The 22299-nt window shown below is 65.1% G+C and carries 21 protein-coding genes; 9 read left to right on the forward strand and 12 right to left on the reverse strand.

The features are described 5' to 3' along the window. From ACSHWJ_RS07935 to ACSHWJ_RS07955, 5 genes are read right to left on the reverse strand one after another with little or no spacing between them, the layout of a single operon-like run. Complete coding sequence (locus ACSHWJ_RS07935; protein ID WP_017364815.1) at positions 1-1788, reverse strand: BatD family protein; 1788 nt, start codon at positions 1786-1788, stop codon at positions 1-3. A 2-nt stretch (positions 1789-1790) separates the two neighbouring features. Beyond that, on the reverse strand, positions 1791-3584 hold the full coding sequence (locus tag ACSHWJ_RS07940; RefSeq protein WP_432539601.1) for a VWA domain-containing protein: 1794 nt from the start codon (positions 3582-3584) through the stop codon (positions 1791-1793). Beyond that, the gene (locus ACSHWJ_RS07945; RefSeq protein WP_010962269.1) at positions 3581-4567 is read right to left on the reverse strand and encodes a vWA domain-containing protein; all 987 of its coding nucleotides are present in this window, start codon (positions 4565-4567) and stop codon (positions 3581-3583) included. Before ACSHWJ_RS07945 ends, ACSHWJ_RS07940 begins: the two co-directional genes overlap by 4 nt. An 11-nt stretch (positions 4568-4578) precedes the next feature. Then, positions 4579-5055, reverse strand: coding sequence for a DUF4381 domain-containing protein (locus ACSHWJ_RS07950; RefSeq protein ID WP_010962268.1), 477 nt, complete (start codon positions 5053-5055; stop codon positions 4579-4581). 4 nt (positions 5056-5059) lie between these two features. Beyond that, entirely contained in the window at positions 5060-5992 is a 933-nt protein-coding gene (locus ACSHWJ_RS07955) for a DUF58 domain-containing protein (protein WP_017364812.1), read from the reverse strand. Positions 5993-6723: 731 nt separating this feature from the next. On the opposite strand from ACSHWJ_RS07955, the gene ACSHWJ_RS07960 reads away from it, so the two are divergent. Further along, positions 6724-8856, forward strand: coding sequence for an EAL domain-containing response regulator (locus ACSHWJ_RS07960; protein WP_218796715.1), 2133 nt, complete (start codon positions 6724-6726; stop codon positions 8854-8856). 25 nt (positions 8857-8881) lie between these two features. Beyond that, positions 8882-9226 carry a phage holin family protein gene (locus tag ACSHWJ_RS07965; RefSeq protein WP_010962264.1) on the forward strand — a complete coding sequence of 115 codons (345 nt, stop codon included), beginning with the start codon at positions 8882-8884 and terminating at the stop codon, positions 9224-9226. Positions 9227-9243: 17 nt separating this feature from the next. Here the strand turns inward: ACSHWJ_RS07965 and hemW are convergent, their stop codons facing one another. Next, on the reverse strand, positions 9244-10386 hold the full coding sequence (hemW, locus tag ACSHWJ_RS07970) for a radical SAM family heme chaperone HemW (protein ID WP_010962263.1): 1143 nt from the start codon (positions 10384-10386) through the stop codon (positions 9244-9246). A gap of 63 nt (positions 10387-10449) precedes the next feature. On the opposite strand from hemW, the gene ACSHWJ_RS07975 reads away from it, so the two are divergent. From ACSHWJ_RS07975 to mutM, 7 genes are all read left to right on the forward strand, one after another. Continuing rightward, on the forward strand, positions 10450-11394 hold the full coding sequence (locus tag ACSHWJ_RS07975; RefSeq protein WP_010962262.1) for an ABC transporter ATP-binding protein: 945 nt from the start codon (positions 10450-10452) through the stop codon (positions 11392-11394). After that, a complete protein-coding gene (locus ACSHWJ_RS07980; RefSeq protein ID WP_010962261.1) occupies positions 11391-12146 on the forward strand; it encodes an ABC transporter permease subunit in 756 nt (251 codons plus the stop codon). The genes ACSHWJ_RS07975 and ACSHWJ_RS07980 overlap by 4 nt, the downstream gene beginning before the upstream one ends. Then, positions 12143-13540, forward strand: coding sequence for a GldG family protein (locus tag ACSHWJ_RS07985; protein ID WP_017364808.1), 1398 nt, complete (start codon positions 12143-12145; stop codon positions 13538-13540). The genes ACSHWJ_RS07980 and ACSHWJ_RS07985 overlap by 4 nt, the downstream gene beginning before the upstream one ends. Positions 13541-13622: 82 nt before the next feature. Then, entirely contained in the window at positions 13623-14552 is a 930-nt protein-coding gene (locus ACSHWJ_RS07990) for a DUF4340 domain-containing protein (protein ID WP_010962259.1), read from the forward strand. Between the two features lie 91 nt (positions 14553-14643). Further along, entirely contained in the window at positions 14644-16191 is a 1548-nt protein-coding gene (locus tag ACSHWJ_RS07995) for an MBOAT family O-acyltransferase (RefSeq protein ID WP_017364806.1), read from the forward strand. A 2-nt stretch (positions 16192-16193) separates the two neighbouring features. Next, positions 16194-17387, forward strand: coding sequence for a hypothetical protein (locus ACSHWJ_RS08000; RefSeq protein WP_432539602.1), 1194 nt, complete (start codon positions 16194-16196; stop codon positions 17385-17387). 6 nt (positions 17388-17393) lie between these two features. Beyond that, a complete protein-coding gene (mutM, locus tag ACSHWJ_RS08005) occupies positions 17394-18209 on the forward strand; it encodes a bifunctional DNA-formamidopyrimidine glycosylase/DNA-(apurinic or apyrimidinic site) lyase (protein ID WP_432539603.1) in 816 nt (271 codons plus the stop codon). Positions 18210-18215: 6 nt separating this feature from the next. Here the strand turns inward: mutM and ACSHWJ_RS08010 are convergent, their stop codons facing one another. From ACSHWJ_RS08010 to minC, 6 genes are all read right to left on the reverse strand, one after another. Continuing rightward, the gene (locus tag ACSHWJ_RS08010) at positions 18216-19238 is read right to left on the reverse strand and encodes an isocitrate/isopropylmalate dehydrogenase family protein (protein ID WP_010962255.1); all 1023 of its coding nucleotides are present in this window, start codon (positions 19236-19238) and stop codon (positions 18216-18218) included. Positions 19239-19319: 81 nt separating this feature from the next. After that, complete coding sequence (gene xth / locus ACSHWJ_RS08015) at positions 19320-20090, reverse strand: exodeoxyribonuclease III (protein WP_432539604.1); 771 nt, start codon at positions 20088-20090, stop codon at positions 19320-19322. Positions 20091-20186: 96 nt separating this feature from the next. Beyond that, the gene (locus ACSHWJ_RS08020) at positions 20187-20402 is read right to left on the reverse strand and encodes a winged helix-turn-helix domain-containing protein (RefSeq protein WP_010962253.1); all 216 of its coding nucleotides are present in this window, start codon (positions 20400-20402) and stop codon (positions 20187-20189) included. A 42-nt stretch (positions 20403-20444) separates the two neighbouring features. Continuing rightward, the gene (gene minE / locus ACSHWJ_RS08025) at positions 20445-20726 is read right to left on the reverse strand and encodes a cell division topological specificity factor MinE (RefSeq protein WP_010962252.1); all 282 of its coding nucleotides are present in this window, start codon (positions 20724-20726) and stop codon (positions 20445-20447) included. A 4-nt stretch (positions 20727-20730) separates the two neighbouring features. Further along, complete coding sequence (gene minD, locus ACSHWJ_RS08030; RefSeq protein ID WP_010962251.1) at positions 20731-21540, reverse strand: septum site-determining protein MinD; 810 nt, start codon at positions 21538-21540, stop codon at positions 20731-20733. 31 nt (positions 21541-21571) lie between these two features. Further along, a complete protein-coding gene (gene minC / locus ACSHWJ_RS08035; RefSeq protein WP_432539605.1) occupies positions 21572-22294 on the reverse strand; it encodes a septum site-determining protein MinC in 723 nt (240 codons plus the stop codon). Between the last annotated feature and the right edge of the window lie 5 nt (positions 22295-22299).

Genomic DNA, 22299 nt, shown 5'->3' on the forward strand with positions numbered 1-22299 from the left:
CTACTGGGTCATTGACAGGGCATTCGGCCGCCGCGCGCCGCTCTGAGGACTGGCCTGGGCCGGCGGATGCAGGGGGGCGAGCGCGACCGGACCGCGGTTCTCCGCTCTGGCTTTGCCGAGATCGGTGGTGACGATCGCGGCCCACAAGGCCGCACCGTTCCATTCCGTCCGGGGATATCCATAAAGCGCCCGGCCGAGTGCTTGGACGGCGTGCTTGAGCTCGCCTTGGGAGTGTCCGGCAATCCCTTCCAGCGAAGCGTCACAGTCGGGCCAGCGCTGCGCGGCCCAGTCGAGCAGGGCCCGGCGGGCACGGCCTGGATCGTTGGCGGCACAGGCCTCCTTCAGTTCGCGCATGAGCCGTGAACCGGAAAGCTGCGGGGATTCCGATGGCTTCATGACGGTTTTCTCCTGGCTCCACCGGGCCGTTCGCCACCACAGGCCGGCGGTGATCAGCCATCCTCCGGCGAGGAAGAGGCAGAGCCAGAACCAGATCGGCGAGTCCGCTCGGCCGCTTTCTGGTTCGCCGCCCTTGACGGGCGGGGTACCTGCCGTCTCCTGTGCGGATGCAGGCGTCGGTTCCGGGACCGGCTGGATCGGCGCTGCAGCACCTGCGGCGACTTCGATCTCGCGTTCGGGAAGACGGGCCACTTCCATTCTTTCGGCCGCGGTGTTCCACCACGGCACCTCGATGGCGGGAAGGAGGTAGCGGCCCGGTCTGTCGGGGACCAGGGCCGTCTTCTCCTGGCGGGTGCTGAGGAGCCCCGTGCCTTGCCGCTGCTCGTCGAGGGCCGGCTGATCGGGATAGCGCCGGATGTCCTCCGGCAGTCCCGCCAGGCCGAGTTCCGGCAGCACCCCCACGGTGGCCCCTTGCGCCCTGAGCGTGAGGGTGCGGGTGAGCGGCTGGCCAGTCTCTATCCGACCGGTATCGGGTGACAAGGTCTCCTCCAGCGTCACGTTTTGCGCGGGTAGCCAGTGCTTGCCGGAAAATGCGGCGGGTGCCGGCCGCACCTGCAGCTCTATGGCCTTGGAACGCAGGCTAACGGTCTTCATCGGCCGGCCGAAGAACGGGTTGAAGCCGCCCCGTCCGCTGGCCTGTACTTCGGCGTCCAGGGTCAGCGGCGGGATGAGCAGGGGGCCGCTCTTCTGCGGGAAGATCGCATAGCGGATTTCGGTCGCCGAGTAGGTCGCGCCGTTGCGTTCCGTCGAGTAATTGTGTTTGTCTCCCAGCTGCTGCACCAGCGCATCGGGAATCTCCAAGGGGCTCAACCGGGCGCCGCCCAGACGGGTCCGGTAGAGCACCCGCACCGTGTAGATCACCTGCGCCTGGACGTACGGGTTCTTCGGCGAGACGTCGACTTCGATCAGCAACGCGTCGTCGCCCGCACTACCCGCCGGTCCCGGCGCCGGCCGATCGGTGACCGTCACCGTCAAGGGCTTGGAGCGGTCGTCGCCGAAGGCGATGGGCGGCACGGTCAGTGTGCCGGCCTGCTTGGCGACGACCGTGACGGTCCATTCGAAGGTGCGGCTGACCTTGCCGTTGACCATCGAGATCTGGCTGTTCTGACTTTGGCTCAGTACCCGGAAATCCCGGCTCAGCGGCGTGAAGTCCGGCTCACCGTCCGGCGATTCGTCGGCGCTGAAGGTGAGGTTGAAGGACTCGTCGACGGAGACTGGCTCGCGGTCGGCTGTGACGATGATCTCCGTTGCCAGGACGGCGCCGCTCCAGCCCAGCCAAAGCAGTAGGCCAAGGATGAGCGGGCCCCATGCGCGCAAGCCTCGTGCCGCCATGCTCACTGCCCTCCCGTGCCCTGCTGGCGTTGCCGATACTGGTAAAGGAATTTGCGCCGCAGCAGGCCGCCGGGGTCGTCCGGGATGCGTTTGAGCCATTGTTCGGTGGCCTGCTCCTTTTCCTGCTCGGTCTGGGATTCGGATTGCTGCATCGGCTTTTCCTGGGTTTCTCGTTCTTCCGCCGGTGGCTCGCCGGACTGGGGGGTCGGCGATGCACCATGGGTTTGGTCCGGTGCTTCCGGCTCGGGGGTTTGCCGTTCACCGTCTTTCTGGCCGGGCGGCGGCTCGGGTGGTGTTTCGTTTGGTCTGGATTCTTCCTCGGACGGGTCTGGCCGTCGTTCCGGCGAATCTCTGCCGCGGTCGTTCGGATCCTGTTGCTGATCGTCCTTCGGATTCTGGTCCCGGTCATGGGAACCGGATGGCTGTTTCTGCTGTTCCCGTCGCTTCAGTGCGTCTTCCACGACTGCGCGGTTGTGGCGAATGTCTTCGTCGTCGGGGGCGAGCCGTTCGGCCTGTTCGTAGGCTTCCAGTGCCTCCTCGAGCCTGCCTGCTTTCGCCAGCGCGTTGCCCCGGTTGTAAGCGGCGTCGGCGCCATCCAGTCCTTCCAGCGCCCGCGCCGCTTCCTCGTATTTGCCGGCGCGGTACTCGGCAGCGCTCTTCCAGGCCGGGTCGTGAAAGCCGGTGGCGGCCTGGTCGAATCGTCCGGCTTCGAAGGCTTCCGCCGCCCGCTGGTCCGGCGTCTTCCAGAGCCCCTGCCAGTCCAGTGCGTGGGCGGGGTCAGGCCAGGGCAATGCAAGCACCAGCGCGGCGAGCCAGCCGCGACGGAAGCCCAGGGCCGCCAAAGGCAAGACCAGCAGGAGCAGCCAGGGGCCGCGGTCTTCCCACAGCTCCAGCTCGCTGGCCGCCTCCCTGTCCTCGTGGCGGCGGGCGTTTTGTTCGAAGAAGGTGGTGAGGGCATCGGTGGTCGCGGCGCCGGAGTTCAATTCGAGGTAACGCCCGCCGCCCTGGGCCGCCAGTTCGCGCAGCGCAGGCGCATCCAGGCGCGACAGTTCGATTTCGCCGCTGGCTCCTTTGCGGAAGCCGCCGTTTCGCAGCGGTATGGGGGCGCCCGCTTCGGTACCGACCCCCAGTACCGAAATCCGGAAGCCTTCGCCGTGCAGTTCCGCTGCCAGCTCCGCGGCCGCCGGGTCCGCCCGGACCGCGGCTAGCAGAATGTCGCCGTGGCGGAAACCGGCATCGCGCAGGAGCTGCGCGGCCAGTGTCAGCGCCCGGCCGGCATCGTGGCCGGTGGCCGGTACCAGATCGGAGCTCAGGGCCGGAAGCTGGGCGTCGATGGTGTCGACGTCGTCGGTCAACGGCGTGACCGTGAAAGCATCACCGCCGTAGACGAGCAGTGCCGTCTGGCCGTCCTTGCGGCGTTTCAGCAGGTCGGTGACCGCGTAGCGCAACCGGGTGAGGCGGGAGGGTCGAAGGTCCGTCGCGTCCACCGCCGGAGACAGCTCCAGCGCGATCACCAATGCCGACTGGTTTCGGAAGGCCGGCATCGGCTGGCGTTCCCACGTGGGGCCGGCCGCTGCCAGAATCGCCAGGGCGCCGACGATCGTGCCCAGCCACCACGGCAGCTTGCCATTCCGCCCCGGCGTGCCAGTCAACAACAGATGAGGCAGTAGCACTTCGTCGCAAATCTTGGCCCAGTCGCTTCCGCCCTGGCTGCGGCGATACCAGTAACCGAGTGCCAGCATCAGGGGAATCCAGGCCAGCAGCCAGAGCGGACGCAGGAAATGAAACTCCGTCACGTGGCGTTCCTCCCGCGCAGCCACAACGCACCGGCACCGGCCAGCAGCCCGAGTCCCAGCGGCCAGGGATAGAGTTCGTCCCGGGGGCGGAAATAGCGGGCATCACGCGCGGTGGGTTCGAGTCGGTCCAGCAGGGCGTAGATCCTGTCCAATTCCTCGGTATTGCGGGCGCGGAAATAGCGTCCCCCGGTCTTCTCCGCGATGGCGGTCATCGCGGCCTCGTCCAGGTCCTCGGACGGATTGACCCGGCGGGTGCCGAAAAAGTCGCGCACGATCATTTCGTCCGCGCCGACGCCGATGGTGTAGATCTTCAGCCCTTCCCGCGCCGCCAGCTCGGCGGCCTGCAGCGGCTGGACCTGGCCGGCGGTGTTGGCGCCGTCGCTGAGCAGGATCAGCACCCGCTGGTCGGCCGGGTTGTCGCGCAGGCGCTTGATCGCCAGGCCGATGGCATCGCCGATCGCGGTCTTGTCGCCGGCCAGGCCGATCGCCGCCTCATCGAGCAGCTTCTCGACGGTCTTGCGGTCGAAGGTGAGCGGCACCTGGAGATAGGCCTGTTCGCCGAACAGGATCAGACCGATCCGGTCGCCGCTGCGGCGTTCGATGAAAGCGCTCGCGACCCGCTTGACCGCCTCGAGCCGGTTGGAAACCTCCCCGTCGACCACGAAATCCTCGATGTCCATGCTGCCAGACAAGTCCACCGCCAGCATCAGGTCGCGCCCGCTCACGGTCTGCTCGATCGGTTCGCCCAGCCACTGCGGGCGGGCGGCGGCGGCCACCAGCAGTAGCCAGCCCACCACGGCCAGGATCAGGGGCGCGCGGCTGCCCGGCATCGTGCTCCCCGCGGCTCCCAGATCGGCGAACTCGCCGGCGAAAGCAACCCGCAGCGCTGCTTCGCCGCCGCGCGGCGCGGGTTTCCAGAACCGATGCACGAGGAGCGGCGCGGGCAGGACGAGGAACAGCAGAGGCCAGGCGAATTCGAACATGGCAGTGAAGCTCAGGGCGGGTATCGCCGGGATCGGGGAAGTTTGCGCGCCCAGCTCCGGCAGAGGGCAAACAGGACATCCAGTTGCACTGCGCCGCCGGGGCGGTAAGGAGCGTCGATCAGGCAGCGGCCGGGGCCATCGCGGAACTGGCGACCGCCCAATACGGCGTCCAGCCGTTCCAGCCACGCCGGGCCGGTCAATCCCGCCACGTCCTCACGCGGATAGAGTGTGAGGCAGGCGCGCCGCAGCAGGATCGAGACCCGCGCGATCTTCTCGGCCGGTTCGAGCTCGTCCGATGCCTCGATTACGGCCAGCTCGCGCAGCAGTGCCGCCCGGAACGGGTTGCGGATGAGGCGCCGCCATGCGATCCACAGGGTCAGGATCAGCGCCAGGACGAGCAGCGGCGCCAGGTACCAGCCGGGCGCTGGAGGCCACCCGCCGACCGGCGGGGGCAGATGGATGTCACGGAGATCGAGCTGCTGTTCCATGCTCTCAGCGTGTTTTCGACGAGGCGCGCAGCGACCGCTGCAGGAAAGCCAGCGGATCGTCGGCGGTGGAACATTCGAGCCAGCGCATGCCGCGGCCGCGGGCGAAACGCTCCAGTGCGCCGCGGCGCGTTTCGAATTTCGCGCGCCAGCGCTCGGCGCTGCGGCGGCCGGCGTCGAAGGCCGTTTCCCGGACCGTGTCGCTGACCCGGAAATGGCCGGATTTCGGCAATTCCGCCTCCAGAGGATCGTACACGAACACCAACACCACCGAGGAATGCCGCGCCAGGGCACTCAAGGCGGTCTGCGCGGCGGCGTCGAAGCCGCGGAAGTCGCTGAGCACGAACACCAAAGTCCCCGGTTTCGCGTGCTGCTGTAAGTGCTTCATGGCCATGGCCGGTACGGTTTCGGACGCCGTTGCCGGCAACGCCGGAGCCTGCGCCTCCGCCAGCTGCCGGATGAGGCGAAGCACCCCGCGCTGGCCGTGCTCTGGCTTGAACTCGCTGCAGCCGTGATCGGAAAAGATCTGGCCGCCCACCCGGTCGCCGTGGTGGCTTGCGCTCCAGGCCAGGAGGGAAGCGAGCTGAGCGACGCGCACCGATTTGAACGCCCCGCGGGTGGCGAACCACATCGCCGCGCGGTAGTCCACCGACAGCATCACCGGCCGCTCGCGTTCTTCCCGGAACAGCTTGGTGTGGGTCCGGCCGGTCCGCGCCGTGACCCGCCAGTCTAGGTTGCGAACGTCGTCGCCCGGGGCATAGGGGCGGGATTCCGCGAATTCCATGCCGCGGGCCTTGAAGCGTGACAGGTAGCCGCCGCTCTCCACCGCCTTCACCGCGATCCGGTACAGCCCGATGCCGGAGGCCGGATGGTTCAGGCGGATCAGCCCGGCCAGCGAAGGGCGGACCAGGTCGGCGGTAGGGCCAGCCGGGTGTGGCATACTGCTCATCGGATGCGGAGTGGAAGAGGCGGAACGCGGTACGAAGCGGAATTCGGCAGGGGCTCGATGCCTCGGTGAGAAAGAATTAAAGCGCTCCAGAGCGGCGGGGTCAAATGAGGTTTGCCGGTCGGCCCGAAAGTCGCAGCCCCTTTGCTTTAATTCTCCCCCAGGAGCGGTATTCGTTCGGCGCATCCCCATGCCGAACCCTTCGGGCGCCACCCGGGCAAACCGGCTTTCCTGTCGATTCATGCATCGACCCCGAGGGCGCCGGGCACGAGAGCCCGGCATGAACCCTCACGCCGTGTCGGTACACTGTCCCGTCACCGGGTTGTCCATCCACCCTTGTCATGAATCGCCCAATCCCTTCGATTCTGCTCCCCCTTTGCCTGGCCGCCTGTACTGCCGCGGTGGACGGTCTGGAGGGCACCGCTGTACCCCGTGTTTCCAGAGTTTTGTTACATTAGAGACAAACAGAACGCTCATCGGCTCTCTGGTTTACGGTGCGTGGGCAGCCCGCAGGAGCCGCCGTCGCGGTTCGCGATTCCGGCGAGTCGCGGCCGTCCGGTGGGGAATTCGACGCCGAGGTATTGCGGCCTCGGCAGCGTGAGTTGCAGGCCCTACCGGTACGGCGCTGGCATTCAGTGCCATCGAGGTTCGAGTCAGGCCATTGAATTTCAAGGAAGCCAGCGAGGCATCGGCGCCTGGATGGCATCGCAAGTCTGGGGAGAGGAATGAACGAAACGGATGACCGGCAAGCCCGTATCTTGATCGTCGATGACGCCTTGGCGAACGTCGGCCTGTTGCTGGACGCCCTGGAACCCGAGTTCGACGTCCAGTTCGCGACGTCCGGGACCGAGGCGTTATTTCTGTTGGAAGCGGGGGCGCAGCCCGACCTCATCCTCCTCGACGTGGCGATGCCGGACATGGACGGCTTCGAGGTTTGCCGGCGGCTCAAGGCGGACGGGAGGACCCGCGACATCCCGGTCATCTTCCTGACCGCCGAGGATGGGGAACACGACGAAACCTTCGGCTTGGCTCTCGGGGCGGTGGACTACATCGCCAAGTCGTCTCCCATGGCCATCGTGAAGGCGCGGTTGCGCAACCATGCCAGACTGGTCATGCAGGAACGGCGCCTGCAGCGGGAGATCGCCGAGCACAAGGCAGCCCGGGAGCAGCTGCAAGTGGCCGGAATGGTGTTCAGCGCCTCCAGCGAAGGCATGCTGCTGGTGAATGCCGACAACCGGATCGTGGCGGTCAACCCCGCTTTCGTCGCCCTCACCGGATACGGGCCGGAAGACGTGGTCGGCAAGGACCCGAAGCTGCTGCAATCGGGGCGGCACGGTCCCGCCTTTTACCAGGCCATGTGGGCGGCCCTCGAGGCTACCGGAACCTGGCGCGGCGAGATCTGGAACAGGCGCAGGAACGGCGAGGAATACGCCGAGCATCTCACCATCAACACGATTTACGACGAAGCCGGCAAAGTCCACCTACGCGTCGCCCTGTTCTCCGACATCACCGAGAAAAAGGCGTCGGAAGCCCTGATCGAGTTCCAGTCCTGCTACGACGCCCTGACCCGGTTGCCCAACCGACGGTTGTTCGCCGAGCGCCTGGCACTGGCCAGTGAACGGGCGCACCGCGACCGCGGCCGCGTGGCGCTGTTATACATCGATCTGGATCATTTCAAGGAGGTCAACGACACACTGGGGCACCACCAGGGTGATGCCCTGCTGGTCCAGGTGGCCCACCGCGTCCGGCGCTGTGTCCGCGAGTCGGAGACCGTAACCGTCGCCAGGCTCGGGGGCGACGAGTTTACCGTGATCGTACCGGACTTCGAAGGCATGGATGAGGTCGAGCGGCTGGCACGCGCCATCATCGACAGCCTGAGCGAGCCTTTCCGCCTCGGGGATCAACTCGCCCATGTTTCCGCGAGCATAGGTATCACCGTCTTTCCGGACGACGCCGCCGACACCGACGGTCTTTTGCGGAATGCCGATCAAGCGATGTATGCGGCCAAGCGGGCGGGGCGCAACGGTTACCAGGCGTTCAATCCGGAGATGCAGCGCGCCATGTCGATGCGGGTACGCCTGAGCCAGGCGCTGCGGGACGCGGTGCAGGCGGGTCAGTTGCGTTTGCATTACCAACCCATCGTCGAACTGGCGTCCGGACGGGTACGCAAGGCCGAGGCCCTGTTGCGGTGGGAGCATCCCGAGTTCGGCGAGGTGAGTCCCGCCGCCTTCATACCGATCGCCGAAGACTGTGGCAGCATACATTGCATCGGCGATTGGGTGTTCGAGCGGGCGGCTTGCCAGGCGGCCCGCTGGCGGAGCCGGTTCGGGACCGATTTCCAGGTCAGCATCAATGTCTCGCCCCGGCAGTTTCAAGCCGGCGGCAGGGATTTCGGTCGCTGGCTGGAACGGCTGGGGGAACTCGGGCTGGATGGAAGTATGCTGGCGCTCGAAATCACCGAGACGCTGCTGATGGATACGGACCAGGCGATCGCCGACAAGCTCGCCCAGTTTCGGGCCGCGGGTGTGCAGATTGCGCTCGACGATTTCGGGACGGGGTATTCTTCGCTTGCGTATCTCAAGGAATTCAGAATCGATTACCTCAAAATCGACCGGACGTTCGTTCGGGACATGACGCCGGATTCCAAGAGCTTCTTGTTGTCGGAAGCCATCGTAACGATGGCGCACCGGCTGGGCTTGAAGGTCATCGCGGAAGGGGTGGAAACTCCGCAGCAGTACGCGCTGCTCGAGCGCATCGGCTGCGATTACTTCCAAGGATACCTGTTTTCCAGGCCGCTGCCGGAGGATGCGTTCGAGGGCTTGCTGCGATCGGCCTCCTGCGAGGCTGTATGTCCATGAACGGCCGAAACTGACGGAGGCGGCCATGGTCGTATTTTTGGTGCACCTTTTCTTTACGGCGGCACTGCTGCTGGTGGTGGCCCATCTGGTGCGTGGCGTGGAGGTGGAAGGCTGGGGGCCGGCGATCCTGGGCGCGATCATGCTCGGCCTGGTGAATGCGTTCGTGAGGCCGGTCATGGTACTGCTGACCCTCCCGTTCACGATTCTGAGCTTCGGGCTGTTCCTCCTGGTGATCAACGCCTTGATGCTGTGGCTGGTGTCGGTGCTGGTGCCGGGCATAAGGGTCAGGGATTTCGCTTCGGCCTTGCTGGGGAGTCTCCTGCTCACGCTGCTCAACCTGGGCGTCGCTTCACTCCTGGGGCCGGTCTAAGCCCGTTCGTCCTTGGTTCAGGCCGGCGGGAGGAAGCGCTGCAAGACCTCGTCCAGGAAATTCCAGCCGCGGTCGCTACAGCGAATCACGCCGCCATGGCGTTCGAGGTGTCCTTCTTGCAGGCATTCCGACAGGGCGGGTTCCAGGGCGCATGCGGTCAGTCCGGTGCGTTCGGTGAAGCTTGCGAGTTCGAAACCTTCCCGCAGCCGCAACTGGTTCATCAGAAATTCGAAGGGCAGGCTCGCATCGTCCACGACGTGCTCGCCTCCCAGACCCTGGGTTTCCAGGTATCGCGCGGGATGGCGGGTCTTCCACAGGCGCGTGATCCGACCCGATGCCGGGTCGGTGACCTTGCCGTGGGCGCCGGCTCCCACCCCCAGATAGTCGCCGAAACGCCAGTAGTTGACGTTGTGGCGGCAGCGGAAGCCGTCGCGGGCATAGGCCGAGATTTCGTAGTGGCCGTAGCCGGCATCGGCCAGCAGTGCCTGGCCGGCGCGCTGGATGTCCCAAACCGCGTCCGCCTCCGGCAATGCAGGGGGGGAGCGGTGGAACAATGTGTTGGGTTCGAGCGTGAGCTGGTAATAGGAGACATGGGTCGGCCGCTGGGCGATGGCCGTTTCCACATCCCGTTTCGCCTGGGCGATGGTCTGTCCGGGCAGGCCGAACATCAGGTCGAGGTTGAAGTTGGTGAATCCGGCTTCGCGGGCCATCGCCGCGGCCTCGACGGCGGCGCGGCCGTCGTGGATGCGGCCCAGCGCGGTCAGTTTGGCATCGTCGAAGCTCTGCACGCCGATCGACAGGCGGTTGACGCCGGCTTCGCGGAAGCCCTTGAACTTGGCGGTTTCCGCCGTGCCGGGATTGGCTTCGAGCGTGATTTCCGCGTCGCTGGCCAGGGCGATGCGCGACCTGACACCCTCCAGCAGCAGGTCGACGGCTTCGGGACTCAGCAGGCTGGGCGTGCCGCCTCCGATGAAGACCGATTCGACGCAGCGGCCGGTCACCCTGTCTGCGTCCCGCGCCAGATCGTTCAGCAAGGCCGCGATATAATCGCGCTCCGGCAGTCCTCCCTCGAGGCGGTGGGAGTTGAAGTCGCAGTACGGACACTTGCGCACGCACCAGGGCACGTGGACGTAGAGTCCCAAGGGTGGTGGTTTCAGCATGGACGGGGCCGTGCGTCCCGGTCGACTTGCATTTCGTACAAACTTTCGTATCTTACGCGCAACATGACGAGCCTGATTCAAGTTCAAGAACTCTATAGGTATTACGGCGATCACTGCGCTGTGAACAATGTGAGCTTCACGCTGGAGAAAGGCGAGATTCTCGGGTTTCTCGGCCCCAATGGCGCCGGTAAGTCCTCGACCATGCAGATGATCTGCGGGAACCTCGCGCCGACTTCCGGCCAGATCCTGATCAACGGGATCGACATCCTCGACCAGCCACGCGAAGCCAAGCGCGAGCTCGGCTACCTTCCGGAGATTCCGCCAGTCTATCGGGATCTGACCGTGGATGAATACCTGGAGTTCTGCGCCCGGCTCCACGGGATCCACCGGGACCGGTCGCGCCGCGCGGTCGACACCGCGAAGGAGCGTTGCGGTCTGACCGAGGTGGGGCCGCGCCTCATCAACAACCTGTCGAAGGGTTACCAGCAGCGTGTCGGTATCGCCCAGGCCATCGTACACATGCCGGCGGTGATCGTGCTGGACGAGCCCACCGTGGGCCTGGACCCGATCCAGATCCGCGAGATCCGCGAGCTGATCCGGGAACTGGGCCGCGAGCACGGGGTGATCCTGTCCACCCACATTCTGCCGGAAGTGCAAGAGTCCTGCACCCACGTCCAGATCATCCACAAGGGCAGGCTGGTGCTCAACGGCACCATCGCCAGCCTGGAGCAGCGGATGCGCGCCTCCAGCCTCGTGGTGGCGACCTGTGAGCCGGCCGACGTACGGCAACTCTACAGCGTGGAGGGTGTGCAGTCCATCGAGGAGACCGGCCACAACCGCTACCGCATTTTTCACGACAAGGACAAGGACCCGGCGGTCCGGATCGCCGAGATCGTGGTGGGCGCCGGCTGGGGCCTGGCCGAACTGGTACCGGAGCGGCGCAGCATGGAGCAGATCTTCATCGATATCACCCAGACCAGTCCGCAGGGCGAGGAGCAGACGGCATGATGGCGTTCACGATCGCAGCGCGCGAATTGCGCACCCTCTTTCTGTCGCCGTTGGCCTGGTCCGTGCTCGGCGTGATCCAGATCATCCTGGGCTATATGTTCCTGGCCCAGCTCGATTATTTCCTGATGGTCCAGCCGCGCATGGCCGGCATGGAGGACGTCCCGGGCGTGACGGACCTTATCGTGGCTCCGTTGTTCGGCAATGCCGGCGTCATTCTCCTTCTGGTGACCCCGCTGCTCACCATGCGCCTGATCAGCGAGGAACGCCGCAACCGGACCCTGAGCCTGCTGTTCACCGCGCCGGTGTCGATGACCGACATCATCGTGGGCAAATACCTGGGCGTGTTCTTCTTCCTGCTGATCATGGTCGGCATGCTGGCGCTGATGCCGCTGTCCCTGCTGATGGGCGGTGCGCTCGATCTCGGCAAGCTGGCTTCCTGTATCCTGGCCTTGGTGCTGTTGCTGGCCGGTTTCGCAGCGGTGGGCCTTTACATCTCGGCTTCGTCCAACCAGCCGACGGTGGCGGCGGTGGCGACCTTCGGCGCCTTGCTGCTGCTGTGGATCATCGACTGGACGGGCGGTGCGGAAGGAAACGCCAATGGCGTGCTGCAGTACCTATCCCTGCTGAGGCACTACGAGGCCTTGTTGAAAGGTTTGGTTTCGACCACCGACCTGATCTATTTCCTCCTGTTCATCCTGACGTTCCTGGTGCTGAGCGTCCATCGTCTGGATAACGACCGGCTGCAAAAATGAAGATCAACCGCAAGACTCACATGGAGCTACGGCTCCAGAACCTGACGTTCACCCTGTTGTTTCTCGGCGTGGTGGCGCTGGTCGCCTGGCTGAGCACCCGCTATTCCGCGCAGTTCGATTGGACCGCCGCCCACCGACACACACTGTCGGAAGCCAGTGTCAAGGTGCTGGACATGCTGAAGGATCCGGTCCGGGTGACGGCCTACGCCCGTGAAACCAAGAGCCTGCGCGATCAGATCAGCGACCAGGTCGGCCGCTACAGCCGTCGCAAGAAAGATCTGAGCCTGAATTTCGTCAACCCCGATACCCAGCCGGACAAGGTGCGGGAACTCGGCATCTCGGTCGACGGCGAACTGGTCATCGAATACCAGGGCCGCAGCGAAAACGTGCAGGAGGCGAACGAGACCACCATCACCAACGCGCTGCAGCGCCTGGCCCGGGCCAAGGACCAGCGCATCGTGTTCCTGGAAGGCCACGGCGAGCGCTCGCCCACCGAACGTGCCAACCACGATCTGGGCCAGTTCGGTGACGAGCTGGGGCGCAAGGGCCTCACCGTATCCACGGTGAACCTGGGGGTCACGCCGAAGATTCCCGACAACACCGACGTACTGGTCATCGCCGGCCCGAACGCCAACCTGCTGCCGGGCGAGGTGAGCCTGATCGGTGACTGGGTGAAGCAGGGCGGCAATCTCCTGTGGATGATCGATTCCGACAACCTCAAGGGTCTCGGGCCACTCGCCCAGCAGCTCGGCATACAGGTGCTGCGGGGCACGGTGGTGGATGCCTCCACCCAGTTGTTCGGCATCGACGATCCCACCTTCGCCCTGGTCGCCGAATATCCGCCGCACGCCATCACCTACGGTTTCCAGACCATGACCCTGTTCCCGTCGGCGCTGGCGTTGGATGCGGTGCAGGACAACCATGACTTCGAGCGCGAGGCGCTGCTGAACACCCTCTCCCGCTCCTGGACCGAGACCGGCCCCATCGAGGGCAAGATTCAGTTCGATGCCGACAAAGGCGAACGCCAGGGCCCGCTGCACATCGCCTACGTCCTGACCCGCGAGCTCAAGCCCGAGCCGAAGGGGGAAGAAAAGAAGGAGGGCGCCGAGGCGGGCAAGCCGCGGGAACAGCGCATCGTGGTGATCGGCGACGGCGATTTCCTGTCCAACGCCTTTCTCGGCAACGGCGGCAATCTCAATCTGGGCCTCAACATGATCAACTGGCTGAGCCAGAACGACCAGTTCATCAACATTCCTGCCAAGACTTCGCCGGACCGCGATCTGCAGCTCACTCCGCTGGCTTCGGGCATCATCGGTTTCGGGTTCCTGATCGTGCTCCCTGTGGCATTGATCGGCAGCGGCGTGCTGATCTGGTGGCGGCGGCGCCAGCGTTGAGGGTCGAGGTCGCGGCGGCTCTGGTTCGGACGTTCCGGGAGCCGTCGCCTGCCTCGGCTTCCGGTTATTTGGTGGAGGGACTATGAAATCTCGTATGCTGCTCAATCTTTCGCTGCTGGCCGTCCTGGCGGTGCTCGGCGCCGTCGCCTATTTCGAGCCCGGCAAGAAGGAGCCCGCCGAGACGCCGCTGACAGGCGTGGAGACTGACAAGGTCGATACTCTGACCCTGCAGCGGGGGGACAAGACCATCGTCCTGGCGAAGAAGGGAGGACATTGGTGGGTGTCGGCGCCGTTTTCCGCTCCGGCCAACGAGTTCCGGGTCCGCCAGCTGCTGGAGATCGCCAAAACCCCCAGCGACGCCAGCTATCCGCTCAAGCCGGACGAACTGGCCAAATTCGAGCTGGACAAGCCCCTCGCCAGCCTGACCCTGGGAGATGTGGTGCTGGTCTTCGGCGGAGCCGATCCCATCAACATGCGGCGCTACGTTCGCATCGGGGATACGCTGCACCTGGTGCGCGATGATTTCTCGCGGCACCTGACGGCGCAGGCGACGGATTACGTCGACAAGAAACTGCTGCCCGAGGACGCGCGGATCCAGGAGATCGCCTTGCCGGAATGGAAAGCCCGGCTGGGGCAGGATGGCAAATGGGTCTTCGAGACGCCGCAGGAAGGCGGAGAGACCCTCATCGGCGAGCTGCTGACCCAGTGGCAGGCGGCACGTGCGATCGACGTCAAGCACCTGGACAAGGCGGCTGAAGGGCAGAAACTCCACATCGGATTGGCGAACGGGGAGTCGGTGGATTTCGTCATCGTCCAGCGCGAACCCGAGTTGCTGCTGGTTCGCCCGGATTACGGGCTCCAGTATGAGGTCGTGGGCGAGCCAGCCAAGCGCCTGCTCAGCCTGAATCCCAAACCTGCCGAGACCCGGACCGAGGAAGCGTCCCCGTCGGCTTCACCGGTCCCCCAGGCCCCAACGGACGAGGGCGGGGCCGAGGAAATCGAGGCAGACTGAAGACGGGGCGTGTCCCTTCCGGCCCGTCGCCACAGGCAACGCTACGCCTTTCGTTCGGACCGGTCCCGGTCGCCCCGCTCGAGCCGGTCCGATGCTGTTCAACTCCTACGAATTCCTGTTCTTTTACCTGCCGACGGTGCTTGCCGGCTTCTATGCCCTGCGGCGGCACCGCAGCGATCTTGCCCTCGCCTGGCTGGCGTTGGCTTCGCTGTTCTTCTACGGTTGGTGGAATCCGAAGTATGTCCTGCTGTTGCTGGTTTCCGTCGGTTTCAATTTTCTCGCCGGGCGCCACATCAGTCTGATGCCGCAAGGGTCGAAGGCGCGACGTTGGCTGCTGGCCGGTTCCATCGCCGTCGACCTCGTCGTGCTGGGCTACTACAAATACGCCAATTTTTTCGTGCGCGCCGTGAACGATCTGTCCGGCGCCCACTGGGGTTTCGAGGAGATCGTGCTGCCACTGGGCATCTCCTTCTTCACCTTCACCCAGATCGCCTTCCTGGTCGATGCGTACCGGGGTCGGGCGCGGGAATACCGTTTCGTGCCTTATCTTCTGTTCGTCACGTATTTTCCCCACCTGATCGCCGGTCCCGTCCTGCATCACGGCGAGATGATGCCGCAGTTTTCCCGGGACCCGGGTGGCCGACGGATCGCCGACGATTTCGCCACGGGATTCACCCTGTTCCTGTTTGGTCTGTTCAAGAAGACGGTGCTGGCCGACGGCATCGCGCCCCATGCCCAGCAGTTGTTCTCGGCGGCGCAGAGCCAGCCGCCGATGTTCCTGGAAAGCTGGACAGGCGCCCTCGCCTATACTTTCCAGCTCTATTTCGACTTTTCCGGGTATTCCGACATGGCGATCGGCCTGTCGCTGCTGTTCGGAATCCGTTTGCCCGTCAACTTTGATTCCCCCTACAAGGCGACGGACATCGCCGATTTCTGGCGGCGCTGGCATATGACGCTGTCCCGTTTCCTGCGGGACTACCTCTACATCCCACTGGGCGGCAACCGCTGTGCGCCCTGGCGGCACGGCCTGAACCTGTTCGTCACCATGGTGCTGGGCGGGTTCTGGCACGGCGCCAACTGGACCTATCTGGCCTGGGGCGCGCTCCACGGTACTTACCTCGTCATCCATCGCGGCTGGCGTAGCTTGCGGCGGCGCGCGCGATGGGGTGCCGACCCCGCGTCCCGCCCGGCGCGCTGGGCGGGGAGACTCCTCACCTTCCTCGCCGTGGTGTTCGGCTGGGTGTTGTTCCGCTCCGACAGCCTGACGACCGCCGGGGGCATCTTGCGCGGCATGTTGGGGCTGAACGGGTTGGCGCTGCCGGCCGGGTTGAAAGACGGCGCGTTGGGCGACTACCTGGCGGCGGAAGGCTGGAAGTTCAGTGAGTCGCCGTTGCTGCACGGTGCCGGGCCGGTGCTATGGATCGCGGTCTTGTTGCTGGTTTCCGTAGCCATGCCCAACACCAACGAAATCTTCGCCCGCTTCCGGCCCGGCCTGAACGGCGCCAGAGTCGGTTCGCACGAAGCGAGGTTCTGGCAGTGGCGGCCGGATCGGGCCTGGGCGTTGCTGAGCATCGTCGTCGGGGTGGCCGCGGTGTGCGCGATTTCCGGGCTGAGCGAATTCATTTACTTCCAGTTCTGACGATGGACAGCGACGCCTATCTCAAGACGGTATCGACCGGGATCTTCGCCCTGCTGGCGGCGCTGGCGACGTTCTGTTACCTGGTCGATCCGTTTTGGTACAACCGCAAGGTGAGCATTCCCGGTTTCAACGCGGTCAAACCGGAGTTCAAGCGCTACGAGCGCCATGTCAAGCCGCAGATCGTCCGGCGCGAACGGCCTGCCGCCCTGGTGTTAGGCAATTCCTACGCGGAAATCGGCTTCGATCCGCTGCATCCGGCGCTGACCCGGTCGGACCGGCACGAACGGGGCTATAACTTCGGCCTCGCGGGTGCGGACTGGGAACGGGTGTACTGCTCGGTACGGTTCGCCCTCGAGTACGCCGCGCCGAAGCGGATGGTCATCGGTTTCCAGCCCGGCCATCCGTTCCCGGCAGTCGACTGCCGGATGCTCATGGCGGAGATGGAGCACCTGCCGGTCGCTGCGCTGCTGCTGTCGGGCAAGGCCATCAAGGCTTCGCTACGGACGGTGAAAGGCCAGCGCAGGATGCCGACCCATACCGCGGAGGGCCTGTTCTATTACACTCGCTTCGAGGTCGACGAAGTGGAGCGCCGTTTCCGGGCGGACTTCGCCCGCTATCTGGCCAACCTGAGGCCGGATGCGCCTTGCCTGCTCAAGCCCCGGGCCGCCGTGGTCCCGCCGGATTTCGATCCGTCCCTGGGGACGACCATTCCCGCGGACCTCGCCGGCCTCCAAGATCTGGTGGACCGCCTCGCCCGCGCCGGTGTCGAAACCCGGCTGGTCGCCTATCCCGTGCATGCCTTGCGCGCCGAAGCCGACATCGCCTGCGGCTTCGCCGATCTGCGCTGGGAGGCGCTGCTGTCGGTTGCACGCACCGTCCGCGCGGCGGATCCGGAGGGGCGCTGGGCGGAGGTCTGGGATTTCCAGGGCTACGATCCCGATCTTTTGGAGCCCATCCGCGACAACCAGACCCGGCTGTGGCAGGACGTCGGCCATTTCAATTTCGAATTCGGCAACCGGTTGTTGGACCGGATGTTCGGCCTGGGCGAGGAAGGTTTCGGGAGCCGGGTCGAGCCGGCGGCGGTTCCGGCGTTGCGCGCGGCATTTTTCCGCGACCGCGCCACGTTCCTGGAAAGCCACCCCGGTTTCATGCGCGAATTCGCCGATCTGATCGCTTCCTGCCGCAAGACTTCCTGAGACACGATGCCCGAACTGCCCGAAGTCGAAACCACCCGCCGCGGCATCGCTCCGCACATCGCCGGCCGGCGAATCGTCGACGTGAGGGTGAGGGAGGCGCGGCTGCGCTGGCCGGTACCCGCCGATCTGGGGGAGACGCTGACCGGTCGGCGACTGACGGATGTGCGTCGCCGCGGCAAATACCTCCTGCTCGATTTCGACGAAGGCACCCTGATCGCCCATCTCGGTATGTCGGGGAGTCTGCGTATCTGCAAGCCGGGCTTTCCTCCGCGCAAGCACGATCATGTCGATCTGGTGTTCGAAGGCGATATTTGCCTGCGCTACCACGATCCGCGGCGCTTCGGCTGTTTGCTGTGGACTGCGGAACCGCCTGAGCGGCACCCGCTGTTGGCCGCGCTCGGTCCGGAGCCCCTGGACAAAGCATTCGATGGCGCGCATCTGCACCGCCTCGCTGCGGGACGGAACACGGCGGTCAAATCCTTCATCATGGACAGTCGCGTCGTGGCTGGCGTTGGCAATATCTACGCCAACGAAGCCTTGTTTCGGGCCGGTATCCATCCCGCGCGTCCCGCCGGAAAAATCAGTCTCGCCCGCTACCGGAACCTGGGGGAGCATATCGCCGAGGTACTGGCGACGTCCATCGAGCAGGGAGGTACGACCTTGCGGGATTTCGTCAACGAATCCGGCGCGCCGGGCTACTTCAAGCAGGTACTCCGGGTCTATGACCGTGCCGGTCAGCCTTGCCGGGTTTGCGGCGAGCCGATCCGCTGCATGCGGCTGGGGCAGCGCGCGACCTATTACTGTCCGCGCTGCCAGCGTTGAATCGCGCTACGCCTGACGCACCCGCTCGACGATGGCTTCGGCCATCTGTGCGGTGCCGCAGGGGGAGTCCTTGGCCAGGTCCGGCGTGACCGAGCGGCCGTCCTCGATCACCTCGCGCACCGCGCGTTCGATCCTGCGCGCGGCGTCCGGTTCGCCGATGTGTTCGAGCATCATGGCGCCGGCCATGATCATGGCGGTGGGATTGGCGATGCCTTTGTCGGCGATGTCCGGCGCGCTGCCGTGCACGGCTTCGAACAGCGCCGCGTCGGTGCCGATGTTGGCGCCCGCCGTGAGCCCGAGGCCGCCGATCAGGCCGGCCGCCAGGTCCGACAGGATATCGCCGAACAGATTGGTGGTGACCAGCACGTCGAAGCGCTGAGGCTGCATGACCATCTGCATCGAGCAGGCATCGACGATACGGTCGTCGAATTCGATGTCTGGGTATTCCTTGGCGATTTCGCGACCGATTTCCAGGAACAGGCCGGAGGTGCACTTGAGGATGTTGGCCTTGTGCACCAGGGTGACCTTCTTGCGCCGGGCGCGGCGGGCATAGTCGAAGGCATAGCGGATGATGCGCTCGGAGCCCTTGCGGGTGACGACCGCGATGCTTTCCGCCGCGATCTTTTCCTCGTCGACCTTGATGAAATGCTCGATGCCGGCGTACAAGCCTTCGGTGTTCTCGCGGACGGTGACGAGGTTGACGTCGCTGAAGGCGGTGTCGGTGCCCTCGAAGGAGATGGCCGGACGGACGTTGGCATAGAGGTTGAAGGCTTGGCGCAGGGTGACGTTGACGCTGCGGTAACCTCCGCCGACGGGAGTGGTGAGCGGTCCCTTGAAGCAGATGCGGTTGGCGCGGATGGAGTCCAGCGTGGCGTCCGGCAACGGGGTACCGAATTTCTCGACCGCCGCCATGCCGGCGGATTGGGTGTCCCATTGGACCTGGACGCCGGTGGCCTCGATGACCTTGACGGCGGCGTCGACGATGGAGGGGCCGATACCGTCGCCGGGGATGAGGGTGATCTTGTGCATGGGACTTTCCTTGGAGTTTGGAACAATCGGTCGATTATCCGACAGACGCCAGCAAAAATTAAGCCGCAGCCGATCGGGGTGTCAGAAACCGTCGAACTCGGCGACGACCGGGGCGTGATCCGAGGGACGTTCGAGGCTGCGCGGCGTCTTGTCGATGGAACAGGCGGTGCAGCGCCCGGCGAGCGGCAGGGAGGCGAGGATGTGGTCGATCCGGAGCCCCAGATTGCGGCGGAAGCCGGCGGCGCGGTAGTCCCACCAGGAGAAGCTGCCCTCGGGCTGCTCGAAGCGGCGGAATAGATCGGACAGCCCCAGTCCTGCCAAGGCACGGAAGGCATCGCGTTCGGGCGTGCTGCACAGGATCTTTTCGCGCCAGCTTTCCGGGTCGTGCACATCGCGGTCTTCGGGAGCGATGTTGAAGTCGCCCAGCACGACCGCATGGGGGTGTGCGGCCATTTCTTCCGCGATGAAATCGCGGACTTTCGCCAGCCAGTCGAGCTTGTAGGCGTATTTGTCCGAACCGACTTCACTGCCGTTGGGGACGTACAGGTTGATGATGCGCAGGGGTCCCGCGGTCACTGCCAGGATGCGCCGCTGCGGATCGTCCAGGTTGGGCGGATCGGTCAACACGTCCGCGACCGGCGCTTTGCTCAGTACAGCCACGCCGTTGTAGGTCTTCTGGCCGCTGTAGACGGCGTGGTAACCCACGGCACGCAACGCATCGACCGGGAACGCGTCATCCGTCAGCTTGGTTTCCTGCACGGCCAGGACGCCCGGCTGCACCGATTCCAGCCAGTCGAGCACCTGCGGCAGTCTGACCCGCAGGGAGTTCACGTTCCACGTCGCTATTTTCATGACATGAAGGGCAGGATCGCCGCGCTCCGAAGGCCGGAAAGCCTTGCCGACATCGAAGCCTTCCCTGCTCCCCGGGGAGCAGGGAGGATTTCGAGGTCATTCGGCGGTTAGCCGGAAAAACTCGTAACGGCCGCGTCTTTCGGTGACGAGCTTGCCTTCGCGCGCCAGCCAGCCGATGGCGCGCTGCACCTCGTTCCTGTCCAGGCCCGTTTCATCGGCGAGCCGGCTGGCGCTGGCTTCGCCGTTCTGGTCGAGGAAATGCCATATCTTGCCGGCGGCGTTCCCAACGGTGGTAGCGATGTCGTCGTGCATGGAGGATCTCCCGTGGTTTGGGCGGGTCGGAAAATGGGACGTTCAGCCGCGCTTGCGCTTCGGCCGGGATTCGATGGCGTCCGGAAGGACGACGTTGAGTTCGAGCACCTCCCGGTTGTCGTCCTTTTCCATGGTGACCGTGATGGCATCCTGGCCGACGTTGACGTATTTGCGTATGACTTCGAGCAGCTCCTTCTGCAGCAAGGGCAGATAATCGGGCTTGTTGCGTTCGGCCCGTTCGTGGGCCACGAGGATCTGCAGCCGCTCCTTGGCGACCGCCGCGCTGTCGGTTCTAGAACCGCGAAAATAGTCCAGGAGTCCCATGGTCTTAACCTCTGAAAAGCCGGCTGATGAAGCTTTTCTTTTCCGCCGCGATGAACCGGTGCGGCACATCCTCACCCAGATAACGGCGTACGGCGTCATCATACGCCCGTCCCGCATCGCTTTTTTCGTCCAGGATCACCGGCGATCCCGCGTTGGAGGCGTTGAGCACGGCGCGGGAGTCCGGGATCACCCCCAACAGGTGCAGGGACAGGATTTCCTGCACGTCGTCCACGCTGAGCATTTCACCGATCTTGGCGCGCTGCGGCGAATAGCGGGTGAGCAACAGGTATTCCTTGATCGGTTCCTCGCCCGCTTCGGCCCGCCGCGACTTGGAGGCGAGGATGCCGAGCATGCGGTCGGAGTCGCGTACCGACGAGACCTCGGGGTTGGTGACGACGATGGCGTCGTCGGCGAAGTACATGGCCAGGGTGGCGCCGCGCTCGATGCCGGCCGGGGAATCGCAGACGATGTAGTCGAAGGTTTCGCCCAATTCGCCCAGGACACGTTCGACGCCTTCTTTGGTGAGGCTCTCCTTGTCCCGGGTCTGGGAGGCGGGGAGGATGAACAGGTTGTCGCACCGCTTGTCCCGGATGAGTGCCTGGTTGAGGGTCGCCTCCTGGTTGATGACGTTGACGAAATCGTAGACCACCCGGCGTTCGCAGCCCATGATGAGGTCCAGGTTGCGCAGTCCGACGTCGAAATCGATCACTGCAGTGCGGAAACCCTTGAGCGCAAGCCCCGTCGCGAAGGCGGCGCTGGTCGTGGTTTTGCCGACCCCGCCTTTCCCGGAGGTTACAACGATGATTCTGGCCAAGTTTCGGTCCTCCCAATATTCGTCGAAAACGTCATAAATCCTGGATGATCAGTGCATTGTCGCGCAGCATGATCTGTACCGGTCTGCCGCGCGCGGTGCCGTCGAGGTTCTCGCTGACCTTGTAATGGCCGCCGATGGCGATCAGCTCCGCCTGGAGATCCAGGCAAAAGATACGGGCGTCGAGGTCACCCTTGACACCGGCCATGGCGCGCCCGCGAAGCGAGCCGTAGACATGGATGTTGCCGTCGGCCATCAGTTCCGCTCCCGGGCTTACCGTGGCAATCACGACCAGATCGCCGTCGTTCGCGTAGACCCGCTGGCCCGACCGAATCGGCTGGTCGATGATTTTCGTGCCCTGCCGGGGGGGGCGAATCGGTTCCGGCGTGGGATGGGGGGACTCGGTCGCGGGGTGGCTTTCGTGATGCTTGCCCTCGGCCAGCAGGGCCAGCCCCGCCGCGTCCGCAGCGGCGTTCTGTTCCGCATTACCACCGCGGACCCCCACCGGGGTCAGCCCGCTACCGCGGAGGATTTGCAACAGGGCGTCGAAGTCGGGGACCTGATCACGAGTGGCCAGCTCGTGTAGATCGAGGATGACCGGGGCGTGCCGGAAGAAGTCCGGGGCCTGCTGGACCCGGGCCGCGAGCAGGCCGGCGATGGCGTCCGCGCTGTCGCTGGTCAGCTTGAGCACGGGCAGATTGAACGAGCCCGCGCGGATTTCGAAGGGGACATCGTGGGCTTGCGATGGATCGAGCATGTCTT

The organism is Methylococcus sp. S1M, from assembly GCF_051295855.1.
Taxonomy (GTDB): domain Bacteria; phylum Pseudomonadota; class Gammaproteobacteria; order Methylococcales; family Methylococcaceae; genus Methylococcus; species Methylococcus capsulatus.